Origin of the sequence: Sinorhizobium sp. RAC02, from assembly GCF_001713395.1 — a bacterium.
In the GTDB taxonomy this organism is placed as follows: domain Bacteria; phylum Pseudomonadota; class Alphaproteobacteria; order Rhizobiales; family Rhizobiaceae; genus Shinella.
In genome coordinates this window covers 930614-946856 of sequence record NZ_CP016452.1, presented here as the reverse complement: position 1 = coordinate 946856, position 16243 = coordinate 930614, and the positions used below count along the sequence as shown (strand labels likewise).

Below are 16243 nucleotides of genomic sequence, written 5' to 3'. Positions count from 1 at the left end.
TCCTATGTGGCAGCTTCCTCCCATTCAGAGGAGGCCCGCATGACGTCGACAGTTGGAATCGAGAGCACCCACCCGAAGACCATGCCGGAGGCCCATGCGGCGTTGCCGGTCTGGAACGCGGAAAACTGGTTCTACGAGGATTTCGAGATCGGCCACAAAATCCGCTCGCTGCGCCGCACCATCTCGGAAGGCGAATCGATGCAGTTCAACGCGCTGGTGCTCGACATGCACCCCTATGTCGGCGACCAGATTTTTGCCGAGACCGAAGGCCTGTTCGGCCGCCGCCTGGTGGCTGGTGCCTTCGTGTTTTCGGCAGGGCTCGGGCTGGTGGCGACCAATTGCGTCAACGCCTTCTCCTACGGCTACGACCGTCTGCGCTTCATCAAACCCGTCTTCATTGGCGATACGATCTACACGATCCGCACCAATCTCGACAAACAACCGAAATACGACGATCTCGGCCTCATCCGCGCATCCTATGAAGTCTTCAAGGGCGAAGGCGAGCTGGTGCTCTATTGCGAGCACATCCAGACCGTAAGATATCGGGACGGCAAGCCAGTGGCGTGATGGGTGAATGTGCCAAAGGTGTTGGCAACCTCATTCAAACCTCTCCACCGTCATGGTCGGGCCTGACCCAACGCTGAGATATATGGATCCTCGGCTCAAGGCCGAGGATGACGTCGTGGTTGGAGCACGGCTGGCGAAAACCTCGAGAGGCGCGCCAATGGCACCCTTCCCTATCGAAAACTGCTCACGAAGAGATCGTTGAGATCACCGATGACCTTCGCCGCCGGCTCCCGACCTGTCACCGCCCGGTTGATGCGCTGAGAAGCCGCCTCCTGAAACGGCATATAGCCATCGTGCCGCGGCCGCAGCCATGCCCCCTCCAATGTTCGACGCGTATTGCGATAGAAGCCGAGCGTTGCCGCATTGGCAGCATCATCCTCCCAACCCGCAGCGTGACCTGGCTGCCCCCCGGACCGCCAGTAGCGATTGGCCTGTACCGCGCCACCGGCAATCCAGTACGCGAAATCCACGGCGGCATCACGGTTCGCCGAGAAGACCGAAACGGCAATACCAGTCCCGCCGAGCGCAGACCCGACGGGTCCGTTGGCCCCCGCGACAGGCATGTCGGCGAAGGCGATGCGGTTCGCCCGAAAGCCTTCCAGTGAATAGCTGACATAGCCGTAGATCAGAGGCGCGAGGCTGTAGCGCGACCCCTCCTCGCCCATGCGGTCCAGCACGGCGATCGGGTCCATGCCGGTACAGGCGGGATCGGTGAGCGCTGCCAGTTCCCGGATCATCTCGATCGCTTGCACGCCGATTTCCGCGTCGACGAAGGGACGGTCTCTTTCCACGGAACAAGGCCGGCCGAAGTTGCCGCACAGCGAGAACAGGCACATCAACGAATGCGGCGGCCGCAGGGGAAGCAACACCTCCCCGCCCCGCGCAAGGTCGACAACATCTGCCCATGCCGTTGGCGCCGTGCCCAATCGATCCGGCCGAAAGGCAAGCACTTGTGTGGCGGCATCGATCGGGAAAGCCCACTGATGGCCCTGCCAATAATAGCTTGGGAAAGACGCACCGACCGATCCTTCCGCCAGAGCAGCGAAAGCCGCCTCGCAGCCTGGCACATCCAGCGGAGCGAGGCAGTTTTCCGCGGTGATCTGGCCGACATGCGGGTGGTCGATCACGATGAGATCGTAGCGGCGCGCAAGCTCCTCGACAGGAAAGCTCTCGAAATCCTGAAGCGAACGCTTGTCCCATTCGACGACAACGCCCGTCTTCTGCAACCAATCGTCCGAGCAGGCCACCATAGGGTCGTAACCCCGCGGATGGCTCCAGGTCATGCCCTTGAGGGTAACCGTGCTCATCGGGCGAACTCCGCACGGATGCGATCGCTGTGCTCGCCGACCCGCGGCGCGGCGCGGCCACCGGAGGGGCGACGGCCATCGACGCGGACCGGGCAGCGGGTCGTGCCGATCGAAACGTCGTCCTCGCGCGTCACCGTCTGCAACATGTCGAGGATGCGAAAACCGTCACTCGAAAGCAGTTCCGGCCATTCCAGCACCTTGGAGCACCAGATATCGGCGGGCTCGAGGATGGAAAGCCAATGGTCGACCGTTTCCGTCGCGATGCGGTCGGCGATGATCTGCTTGATGGCATCGCGCGCCGTGAACCACGCCCTGCTGTCATCTCGGAAGGGGGCAAGCGCCTCTATCTGCAACAGATCCTGCAAGCGCCCGATCGGCGTCATCGCGATCGCCAGATACCCATCCTTGGCCGGATAGACGCCGTAGGGTGCGGAGAGATAGGCATGCGCGCTGCGGAAACCGGCCCGCTTCGGCCGGCGACCGCCGTCATTCAGATGGGTTGTCAAAACCTCGAACTGGAAATCGACCAGGCTTTCGAGCAGGCTCGTCTGGATAAAGGCACCCTTGCCGGAAATCCCGCGCCGCACGAGAGCCGCCAGAATGCCCTGGCAGGCATTGGCCCCGGCCAGCATGTCGGCAACAGCAAGGCCAAAGGGCACCGGCCCCTGCTCTTCATCGCCGTTCAGCCACATCAGGCCGGACCGCGCCTGCGCCAGCAGATCCTGTCCCGGCCGCATCACCCAGGGGCCGTCCTCGCCGTAGCCGCTGATCGAGGCATAGACGATGGAAGGGTTGATCGCCTTCACCGCCTCGTAATCGAGACCAAGGCGTTCGATGACGCCCGGGCGGAAATTCTGGATCAGCACATCGGCCTTCGCAATGAGCGTGCGCAGAAAGGCAAGATCGTCCGGGTTCTTGAGGTCGACGCCGAGGCTTTCCTTGCCGCGATTGATGGCATGGAACAGCGTCGAGTCGCCACCGACCTCCGTGTCGCTGAGATAGAGCCGCCGCGAAAGATCGCCGCCATCCGGACGCTCGATCTTGATGACCCGCGCACCCAGATCGAGCAATCGCAGCGAACAGTAGGGGCCGGAGAGAAACTGGCTCATATCGAGCACGGTCAGGCCGGCCAGCAGCCCGGTATCATCCTGCATTCACATATCCTCCAGCTGTGATGACAGCCGATCGCGATCTCATTCTTATTTAAATTATCATTTCATATGTGAGTTTTCGTTTCAAGCCTCGCGACGGCATCATCGCTCGATGGCTTCGGATACGCTAAGCTTGGAGCATCCGAGGTCTGGCTCGCGGGCAATCAACGGAAAAACCGAATTATTATTTCGTTTTGCGCCGAATTATGCGCGATGCGCGCAAAGTGTATTGCCAAATTAAGAGGGAGCCAACATGAAACTCGACAATGCCAAGATGAGATCATCGCGACATTCCCTTCATGAACGGTAGCGTCGTCGACATTGAAGGCAGCGCCCGCGCCATCTGACTTTTTAAACACCAATCAGGAGCTTCACCATGCGAGCCATCGGCTACCAGAACCCGCAACCCATCGACGCCGCAACCGCCCTTGTCGATTTCGATCTGCCGAGGCCGGAGCCAGCCGGGCGCGACATCCTCGTCGCTGTGAAGGCCGTTTCGGTCAACCCGGTCGACACCAAGATCCGCGCCTCGGCAAAGCCTGCGGATGGGGAATGGAAGGTCCTCGGCTGGGATGCCGCCGGTGTGGTCACCGCGGTCGGGCCGGAGGCGACACTGTTCAAGCCGGGTGACGCAGTCTTCTATGCCGGCGCGATCAATCGCTCGGGTACCAATGCCGAATTCCATCTCGTCGATGAGCGCATCGTCGGGAAAAAGCCGGAAACCCTCGATTTCCCGGCTGCCGCTGCCCTGCCGCTGACCTCGATCACCGCCTGGGAAATGCTGTTCGACCGGCTGGACGTCACCCGGCCTGTGCCCGGCGCCGCAAACGCCATCGTCATCATCGGCGGCGCTGGAGGCGTCGGCTCGATCGCGATCCAGATCGCCCGGGCGCTGACGGACCTGACGGTCATCGCCACGGCCTCCCGGCCGGAGACGCAGGATTGGGTGAAGGCGCTCGGCGCGCACCATGTGATCGATCATCGCAAGCCGCTGGCCGCACAGGTCGAGGCGCTCGGTCTCGGCGAGCCCGCCTTCGTCTTCTCCACCACCAACACCCAAGATCATCTGGGCGAGATCGTCGAACTGATCGCGCCGCAGGGTCGGTTCGGCCTGATCGACGACCCGAAGGAACTGAGCGCCCTCCCGCTGAAGCGTAAATCGATCTCGCTGCATTGGGAACTGATGTTCACCCGCTCGCTCTTTGCCACCGCCGATATCGAGAAGCAGCACGACCTGCTGAACCGCATCAGCGACCTCGTCGATACCGGCAAGATCAAGTCGACACTCAACGAGAATTTTGGCGCCATCAATGCGGCAAACCTCAAGCGCGCCCATGCCCTCATCGAGTCCGGCAAGGCCAAGGGCAAGATCGTGCTCGCCGGTTTCTGAGCGCACGAGAGGAGACATCATGACGATATCGACCGAAAAGCTCATTGCCCTTGCGGTTTTGAAGGCGAGGCCCGGCAAGCGGGAAGCGCTGCGGCAAGGGTTGCTCGCCCTCATCGAACCGACACGGGCGGAGACCGGCAATCTCGACTATGTGCTGTTTGAACTCCGCGACGAACCTGGCGCCTTCTACATGCGCGAGGCCTTTACCAACCAGGCTGCGCTCGACGAGCATGTTGCCGCGCCGTATTTCCAGACGTTCGCCGCCACGATCGACGACCTGCTCGAAGAACCGTTGCGCCTGATCTACCTGGATCAGGTATCGTCCTGACCGAACACCACGCCGCGGCCTGGAGACAGCGCCGCGGCGATACGATCGATCAACAGCCTCACCCGCCGCGGCTGCACCGCGCTCGGTGGATAGACGATCTGCAGCCCCGTGCTGCCGGCGGAAAAATCCTTGAGCAGCTCGACCAGTGCACCTGAGGCCAGGTCCGCATCCACGTCGCGGATCGATTTGAGCGCGATGCCGCGGCCCTCGCGGCACCAGTGCCGCACCAGCCCACCGTCATTCGCTACGCGCCGGCCACGCACGGCGACCTTGCGTACCGCGCCATCGATGACGAAGGACCAATCACGATCGATGTTCTGTCCGAAGCGCATGACGATGCAGTCGTGTCGCGCTAGGTCGTCCGGATGCTGCGGCACGCCGTTGGCGTCGAGATAAGCGGGTGACGCACAGACGATGCGGCGGTTCTCACCCAGCGGTTTTGCCCGCAGGCTGCTATCCGCCAGAACGCCGTGCCGGATCGCGAAATCCATGCCCTGCCCGACAAGGTCGACATTCCCGTCCGTGAGGTTGATATCGACCGTGACGGCGGGATGCTCCTCCAGGAAGGCATCGATCACCGGAACGAGTAGGCGCCGGCCAAGGTCTTCCGGCGCACTCAGCCGGATCGGCCCGGAAATGACATTCGCCCCGTGCCGCACGCGGCTCTCCATCTCCTCCGCCTCCGCCAGCAGGCGCCGCGCGCCTTCGACGAGCGCCCGCCCCTCGTCGGTCAGGCTGATGGCACGCGTGGTGCGGGTCAGCAGCGCCGCGCCGTAGTAGGCCTCCAGCGCGGCCAGCCGTTCGGAAACGGTGGCGGGTGAAAGTCCAACCTCACGCCCCGCAACGGCAAGCCCGCCCTTTTCGACGATGCGCAGGAAGAGCGAGAGGTTTTCAAGCAGCATTGATCGATTATCCCGAATTATGTCCAGCGGACCAAAGCAATTATCGGGTGTTACCGCAAGCGGGCAAGGCTGCATGATCTCCTCACAGCGTCCAATGTGGACCGGCCGGAGGCGAAGACGATTCAGCCTTCATCGGCGACGGCATAGACGCGCAGCCGGTGCCCATCACGATCCGTCGCGACGAAGCTGCGACCGAACTCCAGATCCGTCGGCGGCATGAGGATATCGGCCCCCTTGCCAGACCAATCCCGGTAGTGCGTATCGACTGCGGCCGCATCGGCCACCCGGAAGGCAATTTCGCAGCCACCGCCTGCTGCAATCGACGCCGGTTCCACACCGTCCCGGCGCCAGAGACCAAACCCAAGTCCTGAGGGAAGCCGGAACATCGCAAAGGTTGGGCTCGCCTCCACGGGCTCCAGGCCAAGCAGGCGGGTGAAGTAACGGGCGCTTGCCTCGGCGTCTGCCACGTAGAGAAGAATGCTGTTGTTGCCGGTCATGAAAACCTCCTGTGTTTGAAGACAGGGTGTTTCTAACCGCTCATGCTGTCAGTTTTTGGCAGCATCATACATCACGGGTGGGAACGCCCTCCACGTCCCGCCAGGCGCGCAGCAGCGCCTGCCGTCGTTTCGGGTACCGGTCTTCCAGCACTTCAGCCGTTTCAATACGATCGGTGCGAAAGTGACGAAATCCGTTTCGCAATTCGCACCAGGCGATGACGACGCGGGCACGATCGAAAAACGAGAGTGCAAAAGGCCACACGACCCGTGCCGAAGGCTCTCCTCCGCCAGTGCGATAGATGATTGACACTTTGCGTTCCGCCCGGATCGCACCGCGCAGAATGGAAAGATCGATACGGCCAGTGGGGAGCGCGTCGCCGGGACCTACGAGCAGGGGCGACGTTTCCAGTTCGGTGCGCAGTTCTGGTGGCAGGACGGCGGAAATGCGGGCGAGAGCGTTGCGGGCGGCACCTTGAAGGTGGCTGTCGGCGCGCTGCGCAACCCAACGCGTGCCGAGAACCAGTGCCTCAATCTCTTCCGGCGTGAACATCAATGGCGGCAGCAGAAATCCCGGTTTTAGGACGTATCCCAGACCCGGTTCGCCTTCGATATCAGCGCCCTGCGCCTGAAGACTGGCAATGTCGCGGTAAAGCGTGCGCAAACTCACGCCGGTCTCTTCCGCCAACACCCGACCGCTCACGGGCCGGCGATGGCGACGCAAGACTTGCAGCAGATCGAACAGGCGTTGGGAGCGAGACATGGCATGAATGTCTAGCGCATATCCGTTGCCAGACAATGGCAGCGGCCGGATATGATGGGAGCATGAAACACGATCATGCTCGGCCTAAAAAAGCGGGGGAGAAAATTCAGCCGACGAGGCCGAAAACCACTGCACTGACGAAGAGGAAAGCACCGGCGACGATGATATTGTTCAAGAGAACCTGCCGCTCTGCGCGGCGGACACGGCGATCATTGACCGCGCTAAAGGAACCAAACGTAGAACGGCCGCCGAGTTTCGTACTGCTCATGCCATCATCCCTTGCTGCGGAGGCCGAATTTCCGGTCTCTCCTGGACGGACACTCATGCCCGCCCGTTCTCTGGGACTATTTATATATTATCCCTATAAGATTGGTAGGGTATTTTTTCTCAATTTCGCCACACTCGTAAACAGGGATTTCACACGCCCGTCACGTGACGGTCTTGGCGATATGGAATTTCCGCTTTTCCAGTTCCGGGAAATAGCTAGTGATGTCGAAATAGCTTTCCGGTGCATGGACACCCGGTTTCCTCGGCATGGACAGGATGAGCTGGGCGGCGATGGATGCATTCATCGAGGTGCAGGCATCGACATAGGGTGCATAGATCGGGTCCGGTGATACCGTGACCTCGACGCGCACGGTGCGTTCCACCCCGTCCTTTCGGCCGCAGCCGATCGCGAAATGGATCTCGTGGCTGTCCTGCGCCGGGATTTTTTCCGCGTTTTTTCGGATGTTGCGCTCGATCACCTTGTTCAGCACGTCGAGTGGCTTGACCTTGATGCCGCCGATTTCCACGGGCTCATCGAAATCGCCGAAGCCAGCCTTCACCAGACCGACCCAGGCCTCATGCTCGCGGTGCGGCAGATGGAGCTTCCAGGAAAACTCCTTGATGCCCTTCTCGCGGATGCCATCGGCAAGCGGCACCGTCAGTTGCTCGGAATGCGGGGAATGCATGAATTCGCAGCGGCCCCACGGTTCTGGCAGGTCGAGGAACTCGCTACCGCTCATCGGCGCGCATTCGACATGTTTACCGCCGTAAAACTGCGTGCTCGCATGGGCGTACTCGGCAAGCACGGTCGAGACGCTGTAGGGCGGTACGAGCACAGGGTTCTCGTCGCCGACCAGTTCAGCGGCCCAGTAGAGATTGATCTTGTCGATCTCGTCCAGTTCATTGGCGACCGCCCGGCAGATGACGTTCGACATACCGGGATCCGCACCACAGCCGATGACCGCCGGCACGCCGGCCGCCTTGAAACGCTCATGTTGGGCAATTTGCTTGACCGTGTAGGTGCCGAGGCCGCCGAGATCCATGTAGGGCACCTTGAGCGCAAGTGCGGCCTCGAAGATCGTCATCTGGAAGCCGAGCAGGGTCGGCACGCAATTGATGCAGATATCGGCGCCGGCAATCGAGGCGTTCAAAGCCGCGGCATTCGTCACGTCGAGATCGACGAGCGTGACGCGCGGATCGCCAAGCTCCTTTGCCAGCGCCTCCATATTCTCCCGCGAGGCATCGCAGAGGCGGATGGTCGTGATGTCGATGATGGCGCGGTCGGAAACGAGGTCGCGCACGATGCCGGCGCCCATGAAGCCCGCGCCGCCGAGAAGAGTGATGATCATTGTCTTTTCCTCAAAGAATTGCCGGTTTCAGACGTGCTTGCGCCCGCCCTCCTCGTAGAACCAGTCGTCTGGATAGGGGTACCACCAGCTCTGAATCACTGGCTTGTGGTCGATGATGACCATCTTGGAGCGGCGGAAGGCATCGAGGCCGAGTTTGGAAAGCTCGCGGCCAAGGCCGGATTTCTTCCAGCCACCGAAGGGCAGCGCATCGTTGTCGATCAGCGGATTGTTGATCCACACCATGCCCGCCTCCAACCGGTCCGCCGCCTCCATCGCCTCTTCGAGTGACGTGGTGAAGACCGAAGCCCCTAGGCCGAATTCGCTGTCGTTCGCTCGCTCGATCGCCTCGTCGAAATCAGCGACCCGCATGACGGCGGCAACAGGACCGAAACACTCCTCGCGCAGGATCGCCATGTCCGGCGTGCAGTTGGTGAGGATGGTCGGCTCGTAGAACCAGCCGACGGGCTCGCTCTCCGGTATCTTTCCACCGATCACGACGGTCGCGCCTTTCGCCTTGGCATCCTCGACCAGCCGGATGACCTTCGCCCGCGCCGCCTCGCTGACGAGCGGACCGATCTCGGCACGGGTGAGCCCGTTGCCGATGCGCAGGCGCTTCGTTTCAGCAACAAATTTCTCGATGAATTCGTCATGCACCGCATCGACGACAAAGAAGCGCTCCGCCGAGGTACAAACCTGGCCGGACATGTGGAAGGCAGCGGTGACGGCACCGGCGGCGGCCACGTCGAGCGGCGCATGTGCGGTGATGATCATCGGATCCGAGCCGCCGGCCTCGATGACGGCAGGCTTCATCTCAGCCGCTGCGGCCATGGCCACAGCCTTGCCGGCGGCAACCGAACCGGTGAAGGCCACCGCATGGGTCTTCGGTGAAGCGATCAGCGCGCTGCCGAGTTCGACCCCGCCCGGCAGGCAGGCAATCAAACCCTCCGGCAATGCCTCAAACACCTGCATGAACTCCAGCGTCGACAGCGTCGTCGCCGGCGCCGGCTTGATGATGCAGGCATTGCCGGAGGCTAGCGACGCGGCGACCGTCCAGCACATCAGCAGAATCGGGAAATTGAACGGCATGATGTGCACGCTGGTGCCGAGTGCCTCGTAGCGCGCGTGCTGGAAGGAGCCCGCCTGCGTCGTGCCCGCCACCTTGCCGGCCTCGTCGCGGGCCATTTCCGCGAAATAGCGGAAGGCCCCGGCGCAATTGGCAACCTCGCCGATCGCCTCCGGATAGGGTTTGCCCATCTCGCGCGACATCAGTTCCACGCAGCGCCGCATGTCCGTCGCCTCGATACGGTTGGCGATACGGTGGAGAATGGTCGCGCGTGTCTTGGCGTCGAGCCGCTTCCAGTCGCGCTGCGCCTTCCCGGCAGCGTCGAGCGCCGTTTCCATCTCCGCCAGCGTCGTGTCGGCGATGGTGCCGACGGCCGCGAACGTCGCGGGATCGATCACCGTGTGGCGCGTACCCTCGCTCGGGAAATAGGCCGGATGCCGGTAGAAGACGGGTTCGGCAGGGTTAAACATGGTATTTTCCTTGAGGTTCCATCACGCAGAAAACTTGCTCGTCCCTCACCCCGCCCTCTCCCCGCAAGCGGGGCGAGAGAGACGAAACGGCGCGGCAAGTCCCTTCGCCGCTAGCGGGGAGAAGGTGCCGACAGGCGGATGAGAGGCGGCCCCTTACCGGATCATGTAGACCTTCTTCACCGTTTCATGCACGGTGCACTCGCCCTTCCAGTCCTTCGGAAAGAACGCCGCGGTATCCGGCGTGATCTCGATCACCTCGCCGCTCTTATGCACATAGGTGCAGCGGCCTTCGAGGAAGTGGCAGAACTCGTCGCTGGTGACGTGGCAGAACCATTTGCCGGGAGTGCAGATCCATAGGCCGCTTTCGGACTCGCCGTTCGGCCCCTTGTAGATGACCTTGCCGGAGGTGCGGCTTTCGCCCTCGATCATGGTGGGGATCACGCCCCAGTCCTTGAGGTCGGTTTCTTCCAGCGGCTTGCGCATCAATGGTGTCGCGGTCATGGGGTTTCCTTTCGGTTTCTTTTTGCGTCAGGCCAGCATGTAGATATTGCGCATGGTCTCGATGACAGTGCATTCGCCGGTCCAGCCGGCCCGGAACAGGACGACGGTGCCGGCCTCGACCTCGATGACCTCGCCGTCATCCGAACGATAGACCGCCCTTCCCGCCACGAAATGGCAGAATTCGTCGCGCGGGATCGACAGCCGCCAGCGGCCGGGCGTGCAGACCCAGATGCCGGATTCGGGCTGGTTGTTCGGCCCCTTGAAGACGAGGCGACCGGAGGAATGGGACTGGCCCTCAAGACTATCCGGCTGGCTGCCCCAGTCGACGAGATCGGGAAAGGTCGTGGCCTCGTAGATATGCGGGGCGGAGGATTTTGTCGTCTCAACCATTGTAGGCACCCGTCTTCACAAGTTCGTCGAGAATGCCGGCCGCCTTCTTCGGGCCGTTGCGCGCCTGCATATGCGCGCTGGTGGCGGCAAGGCGTGTCTTCATGGTCGGGTTGTTGACGCAGGCGTCGAGTTTTGCCGCAAGGTCCGGATCTGCCCAGTCGTAGCGCGGCATCTTGAAACCGTGGCCGGTCTCGTCGACGCGGGTCGCGTTATCGTGACCATCCCAGACATAGGGCATGATGATTGCCGGCTTGCCGAAATAGAGGCACTCCGTGAACGAGTTGTTGCCACCGTGATGGATTACCGCATCGACCTGCGGAATAAGAGACGGCTGCGGGAACCAGCTGTCGACGATGATGTTGCCCGGCAGGTCCTCATACTGATCCTTGTAGTCGCCGACATTGACCAGCGCGCGATAGGGCAACTTGCCGATCGTCGTAATCAGGCGCTTCAGGAGATCGGTGTCCCCCGCTCCGAGCGAGCCGAAGGAAATATACAGCAACGGCCTGTCGTTGTTTTCGGAGAACGCCGGCACCTCGTAGGGCTTTTCCTTGCGCACGCAGCCTTCGAGATACTGGAACTGTTTCGGATCGAGCGCATGTTCGCGGTCGAACTTCACCGCCTCCGGATAGAGTAGCAGGTTCATGAAGGGCGAGGCCTCGAAGAACTGGCCGATCGGATAGGCCGCCTCGCCGTTCTCGCCGAGGAAGCCGTTGAAATCGTCGTGGATCGGCTTGATCACCGCGTTGAAGTGATCGCGATAGGCGGTATGGCCGGCAAAATCCTTCTCGCCGCAGCCGGAAAGGTGCGGTGGAATCTCTGGGTCTTCGATCTCGTTTTCCGAGCAGGAGATAATGCGCACCCAGGGTTTGCCGAACTGCTTGATTGCCGGGAAGAGAATGACGTTGTCGACACAGATGAGGTCCGGTTTGATTCTTGCCAACACGCCTGGCAGGTCTTTTTGGGCCCATTTGGCGCTGTCGACGATTGCCGTCCAGCAATCCTTTACGTAGTTGTCGACCTGGTCGTAGGGGGATTTCCGGAAATTCGGGATGTGGCCGTTGATAAAATCCTCCCAGAATTTCGCCATCTGCTCCGGCGGCATGGGCTCGGAGAGGTTCACCGCATGGGCCTCGAAACCATATCCTTCATAGACGGAGACGAAGCCGGGATCGGACAGGAAGACCGCCTTGTGACCGAGCGCCTCGACGGCTTGGGCGATGCCGACCGAGTTCAGCGCCGGCCCGAAGGCCGCTTCCGGGAAGAATGCTATCGTCTTGGACATGGTGTTTCCCTCTTTATTCATGGAAGAGCCGGCATTTCGCCGGGTCGATCTTGAGGCTCAGCACATCGCCGATCTTCCAGTTGCCCGCCCCGCTCGCGGGGATGCGGACCTGAAGTGGCGCCTCGCTAGCCGCGGTTTTGACATGCAGCACCCGGTCGAGCCCGTGATAAGCGATATCGGCAATCGTGCCGGCGACCGGATGATCCCCCGGCGGGCCGATGACGATGTTTTCCGGGCGGATGGCAAGCGTCGCCGCTCCGGGTTTCCCACCCGCAGCCTTCACCTGGAGGCCTTCCGCAGCGAAGAGGCCATCGACGCCCACCTTGCCGTCGATGAAATTCATCACGCCGATGAAATTCGCCACGAACCGGTCGGTCGGGCGCTCATAGACCTCTTCCGGCGCCCCGACCTGCAACAGGCGCCCGTCCTTCAGGATCGCCATACGGTCGGCCATCACCAGCGCTTCCTCCTGGTCATGCGTCACGATGATGAAGGTGATGCCGGCTTCGTTCTGCATGCGCTTCAGTTCAAGCTGCATCCGTTCGCGCAGCTTCTTGTCGAGCGCGCCGAGCGGTTCGTCCAGCAGCAGCACCTTCGGCCGCTTCACCAGCGCACGGGCGAGCGCCACGCGCTGCTTTTGACCACCGGACAGTTGATCCGGCTTTCGGTCGGCAAAGGGCGTCAGGTCCGTCATTCCCATCGTGTCGTCGACCCGGCGGCGGATATCGGCCTTGGGGAAGCGCTCCATTTCGAGGCCGTAGGACAGGTTCTGCCGCACCGTCATATGGGGAAACAGCGCATAGGACTGGAACATCAGGTTGAGCGGCCGCTTTTCCGGCGGCAGCGGCGAGATATCCTTGCCTTCGAGCAGGATGCGGCCTGTAGTCAGGCTCTCGAAGCCGGCGAGCATGCGCAGCAGCGTGGTCTTGCCGCAGCCCGATGGACCGAGCAGCGCGAAGAATTCGTTCTCGCGGATGTCGAGCGAAACATTGTCGACCGCCGTCACCGGCCCGAATGACTTGCCGACGCCCTCGATACGCAGGATCGGGTTGTTCGATGACGTCATGGGACCTGCTGTTCTCTGTTGAGCCATTGCGAGATCAGGAGCGCCGTCGCGCTGACGCCCATCACGACGGTGGCGAGCGCGTTGACCTCCGGCGTGATGCCGAAGCGGATCATCGAATAGATCTGCATGGGAAGGGTGATCGACGAGCGCCCGGCGCCCGCCGTGAAGAAGGCGATGATGAACTCGTCGACCGAGAGCGTGAAGGCGAGCAGCGCGCCCGCGACAATCGACGGCAGCAGCACCCGAAAGGTGACGCGCCAGAAGGTCGTCCAGCCGGAGGCGCCGAGATCACGCGAGGCCTCGACGATGGAAAAGTCGAAATGTTTCAGCCGCGCCCGCACCACCGAGCAGACGAAGGCGAGGTCGAAGATGACGTGGCTGATGATGATGGTGTGCAGGCCCATCGCCAGGCCGAGGCGCGAGAAGAAGGTGAGAAGCGCCACCGCAAGCACGATATCGGGGATGACCATCGGCGCGAAGGCGAGCGCTTCCAGCCCGTTGCTTTTCCGCCGCCGCGTTTCCATGCCGAGCGCCAGCAGGGTGCCGAGCACCGTGGAGATGACGGTCGCGAAGACGGCGACGATCAGCGTGTTCCAGGCGGCGCGCAGGATATCGGTATTGGCTACCAGCGCGCCGTACCAGCGGGTGGAAAAGCCGGACCAGGAGGTCGGCAGGCCGCTGTCGTTGAAGGAGAGCAGCACCAGCACGGCGATCGGCAGGTAGAGGAAGCCGAAGACCAGCAAGAGAACGATACGGCCCGGCAGCTTGCGGGAAAGGGCCGCGCTCATCGCTCCGCCTCCGCTTTTCGCTCGCCGGAGGCATGCGCCGTGGCGCGGGCTTGCAGGAGAAGCAGCACGATCATGGTCAGGATCAGCGCCGCACCCAGCGCTGCGCCGAAGGGCCAGTCATTGGCGGTCAGGAACTGATCGTAGACGAGATTGCCGACCATCTGGAACCGCCCGCCGCCGAGCAGGGCGGGTGTCACGAAATTGCCGATGGAGAGCACGAAGACGAAGACGCCACCGGCGGCAACGCCCGGCAGAGTGAGTGGCAGCGTGACACGCAAGAAGGTGCGGACGGGACCGGCGCCGAGATCGCGCGAGGCTTCCATCAGTTCCGGGTTCAGCCGCGAGAGTGTGGAATAGATCGCAAGGATGACGAAGGGCAGGTAATTGTAGACGAGGCCAATGATGACGGCACTCTCGGTATAGAGCATCGAGAGCGGCTCGCCCGTATAGCCGAGCGTGCGCAGCAGATTGTTGATCAGGCCTTCACGGTTGAGCAGCACGATCCAGGCGTAGGTGCGGATCAGGTAGTTGCTCCAGAAGGGCAGAACCGCGAAGAACAGCAGGATCGGCTGCGTCATTCTTGGCGCGCGCGAGATCGCATAAGCGGCGGGATAGGCGATGAGGATTGCGACCACCGTCGCCGTCAGCGCGATGCGCGCGGAATTGAGAAAGATCTTTGCGTAAAGCGGATCGACGACGCGGGCGAAGTTTTCCAGCGTGAACGTATATTCCACCCCGCCCCAGACGCCGCGCTGGAAGAAAGCATAGCTCAGCACCAGCAGGCACGGCACCACCATGAAGGCGACGAGCCAGGCAACGCCGGGCGCGGCGAGCAGGGTCGGTCTGGTGGCGTTGAAGGACAATATTCTGCTCCCGCGGGGCCGCAATCGGCGCCCGCGCATCGATGGATTCAGGATTGGAATGCTCCGCGGCGGCACGAACCGCCACGGAGGAAACGCGTGATCAGTTCGCGGCCTTGATCTCGCTCACGATGCGCGAATAGTCTTTTTGCGCGGTGCCGAGATCGCGCAGCAGTTCGAATTTCACGAGGTCGGCCGGGGCCATGGCCATGTTCGGATATTGCTCGGCCAGAGCCTTGTCGAGGCTTTCCATCGCCGCCTTGTTCGGCACCTTGTAGAGAATGTTCTGTGCCGCCCAGGCGTGGTTCTTGGCGTCGAGGATGAAGTTGATGAACTTCATCGCCGCTTCCTTGTTCTCAGAACTCTTCATCACGACGATCGTGTCGATCCAGAGATCGGAGCCTTCCTTCGGCACGACGAACTTGATGGCCTTGTTCTCGGTGATGCCGTAATTGCACCAGCCATCCCAGGCCTGCACCAGCGAGGCTTCCGCCGAAACGAGCTTCGAATAAAAGGTCGTGTCGTCATAGGCGAGCAAGGTTTTCTTCGCCTCGATGAGGAGGTTCTTCACCTCCTCCAGCTTCGCCGGGTCCTTCTCGTTGACCGAATATCCCTTGGCCAGCTCGCCGGCCGCCATCAGCCAGCGGTCGGTGGCGAGCATTGTGGTCTTGCCCTTCAGCTTGTCGGTCGGCTGGAGCAGGTTCATCCAGCTGTCCGGCGTGCCCTCCACGAGGTCGGAGCGGTAGCACAGACCCGTCGAGCCCCAGGTATAGGGCACGGAGAAGGTGTTGCCGGGGTCATAGGCAAGCGTGGTCGCTTCGGGATAAAGATTGGCGAGGTTCGGTACGGCGGCCTTGTCGATCGGTTCGGCGAGCCCCTGCCCGTTCAGGATTTCGGCAAACGGCGAGGAGACGAAGACGACGTCGTAGCCCTTGCCACCGCTCGCCATCAACTTGCCCATGACCTCTTCGTTGGTGGCATGGTTGACCACCTCGATCTCCAGCCCCGTCGCGGCCTTGAAGGCATCGGCGATATCAGGCGCCATGTAGCCATCCCAGTTCGAGATGACGAGATCGGCGGCGGCGGCCGCGCCCGCCGAAAGGCATGCGGCAAGAAGCGCCGCGGCCGCTGCGGACGCAGTCAGTCGGTTCTTCGCGTTCACGGAAGACTCCCTTGTTTCGATTGTTCCAACCTCTTTGAAGGGCGCGCCGGTTCTCCGGTCTCATTCCCCTCGCATGGCAGTATTATTTAGAAAAAAAATACGTCAATAGGCTTTCGCCATTTTTGTGCAGCGAGCGCAAA

18 protein-coding genes are annotated in these 16243 nt (G+C 61.9%); 3 read left to right on the top strand and 15 right to left on the bottom strand.

The annotated features are described in order from the left end of the window. Positions 1–39 precede the first annotated feature (39 nt). Entirely contained in the window at positions 40–567 is a 528-nt protein-coding gene (locus tag BSY16_RS25530; protein WP_069062607.1) for a MaoC family dehydratase, read from the top strand. Between the two features lie 170 nt (positions 568–737). Here BSY16_RS25530 and BSY16_RS25525 read toward each other — a convergent pair whose 3' ends face one another. Further along, positions 738–1874: a type 2 periplasmic-binding domain-containing protein gene (locus BSY16_RS25525; protein ID WP_069062606.1), complete on the bottom strand. Its 1137-nt coding sequence runs from the start codon at positions 1872–1874 to the stop codon at positions 738–740. Beyond that, the gene (locus tag BSY16_RS25520) at positions 1871–3028 is read right to left on the bottom strand and encodes a CaiB/BaiF CoA transferase family protein (protein ID WP_069062605.1); all 1158 of its coding nucleotides are present in this window, start codon (positions 3026–3028) and stop codon (positions 1871–1873) included. The genes BSY16_RS25525 and BSY16_RS25520 overlap by 4 nt, the downstream gene beginning before the upstream one ends. A 373-nt stretch (positions 3029–3401) precedes the next feature. Between BSY16_RS25520 and BSY16_RS25515 the strand changes: the two genes are divergently transcribed. Both BSY16_RS25515 and BSY16_RS25510 read left to right on the top strand, forming a co-directional pair. Continuing rightward, positions 3402–4415 carry a zinc-binding alcohol dehydrogenase family protein gene (locus BSY16_RS25515; protein WP_069062604.1) on the top strand — a complete coding sequence of 338 codons (1014 nt, stop codon included), beginning with the start codon at positions 3402–3404 and terminating at the stop codon, positions 4413–4415. 19 nt (positions 4416–4434) lie between these two features. Beyond that, complete coding sequence (locus BSY16_RS25510) at positions 4435–4743, top strand: putative quinol monooxygenase (protein ID WP_069062603.1); 309 nt, start codon at positions 4435–4437, stop codon at positions 4741–4743. Here the strand turns inward: BSY16_RS25510 and BSY16_RS25505 are convergent. From BSY16_RS25505 to BSY16_RS25450, 13 genes are all read right to left on the bottom strand, one after another. Next, positions 4728–5645 (bottom strand): LysR family transcriptional regulator, encoded by a 918-nt coding sequence (locus BSY16_RS25505; protein WP_069062602.1) that lies wholly within the window; start codon positions 5643–5645, stop codon positions 4728–4730. The genes BSY16_RS25510 and BSY16_RS25505 overlap by 16 nt on opposite strands. A gap of 122 nt (positions 5646–5767) precedes the next feature. Next, entirely contained in the window at positions 5768–6142 is a 375-nt protein-coding gene (locus BSY16_RS25500) for a VOC family protein (protein ID WP_069062601.1), read from the bottom strand. Between the two features lie 64 nt (positions 6143–6206). After that, positions 6207–6902, bottom strand: coding sequence for a helix-turn-helix transcriptional regulator (locus BSY16_RS25495; protein WP_069062600.1), 696 nt, complete (start codon positions 6900–6902; stop codon positions 6207–6209). A gap of 106 nt (positions 6903–7008) precedes the next feature. Continuing rightward, positions 7009–7170 (bottom strand): hypothetical protein, encoded by a 162-nt coding sequence (locus BSY16_RS32560; RefSeq protein WP_171902484.1) that lies wholly within the window; start codon positions 7168–7170, stop codon positions 7009–7011. A gap of 160 nt (positions 7171–7330) precedes the next feature. Continuing rightward, positions 7331–8518, bottom strand: coding sequence for a saccharopine dehydrogenase family protein (locus BSY16_RS25490; protein ID WP_069062599.1), 1188 nt, complete (start codon positions 8516–8518; stop codon positions 7331–7333). A 27-nt stretch (positions 8519–8545) separates the two neighbouring features. Continuing rightward, complete coding sequence (locus BSY16_RS25485; protein ID WP_069062598.1) at positions 8546–10051, bottom strand: aldehyde dehydrogenase family protein; 1506 nt, start codon at positions 10049–10051, stop codon at positions 8546–8548. Positions 10052–10204: 153 nt separating this feature from the next. Further along, positions 10205–10552 carry a cupin domain-containing protein gene (locus BSY16_RS25480; protein WP_069062597.1) on the bottom strand — a complete coding sequence of 116 codons (348 nt, stop codon included), beginning with the start codon at positions 10550–10552 and terminating at the stop codon, positions 10205–10207. 27 nt (positions 10553–10579) lie between these two features. Continuing rightward, on the bottom strand, positions 10580–10942 hold the full coding sequence (locus BSY16_RS25475) for a cupin domain-containing protein (RefSeq protein WP_069062596.1): 363 nt from the start codon (positions 10940–10942) through the stop codon (positions 10580–10582). Then, positions 10935–12227 (bottom strand): nucleotide disphospho-sugar-binding domain-containing protein, encoded by a 1293-nt coding sequence (locus BSY16_RS25470; protein ID WP_069062595.1) that lies wholly within the window; start codon positions 12225–12227, stop codon positions 10935–10937. Before BSY16_RS25470 ends, BSY16_RS25475 begins: the two co-directional genes overlap by 8 nt. 13 nt (positions 12228–12240) lie before the next feature. Next, positions 12241–13293 (bottom strand): ABC transporter ATP-binding protein, encoded by a 1053-nt coding sequence (locus tag BSY16_RS25465; RefSeq protein WP_069062594.1) that lies wholly within the window; start codon positions 13291–13293, stop codon positions 12241–12243. Next, complete coding sequence (locus BSY16_RS25460) at positions 13290–14081, bottom strand: ABC transporter permease (RefSeq protein WP_069062593.1); 792 nt, start codon at positions 14079–14081, stop codon at positions 13290–13292. Before BSY16_RS25460 ends, BSY16_RS25465 begins: the two co-directional genes overlap by 4 nt. After that, positions 14078–14878: an ABC transporter permease gene (locus BSY16_RS25455; protein ID WP_069063695.1), complete on the bottom strand. Its 801-nt coding sequence runs from the start codon at positions 14876–14878 to the stop codon at positions 14078–14080. Before BSY16_RS25455 ends, BSY16_RS25460 begins: the two co-directional genes overlap by 4 nt. A 166-nt stretch (positions 14879–15044) precedes the next feature. Beyond that, entirely contained in the window at positions 15045–16103 is a 1059-nt protein-coding gene (locus tag BSY16_RS25450; protein WP_286157343.1) for a polyamine ABC transporter substrate-binding protein, read from the bottom strand. Positions 16104–16243: the final 140 nt, after the last annotated feature.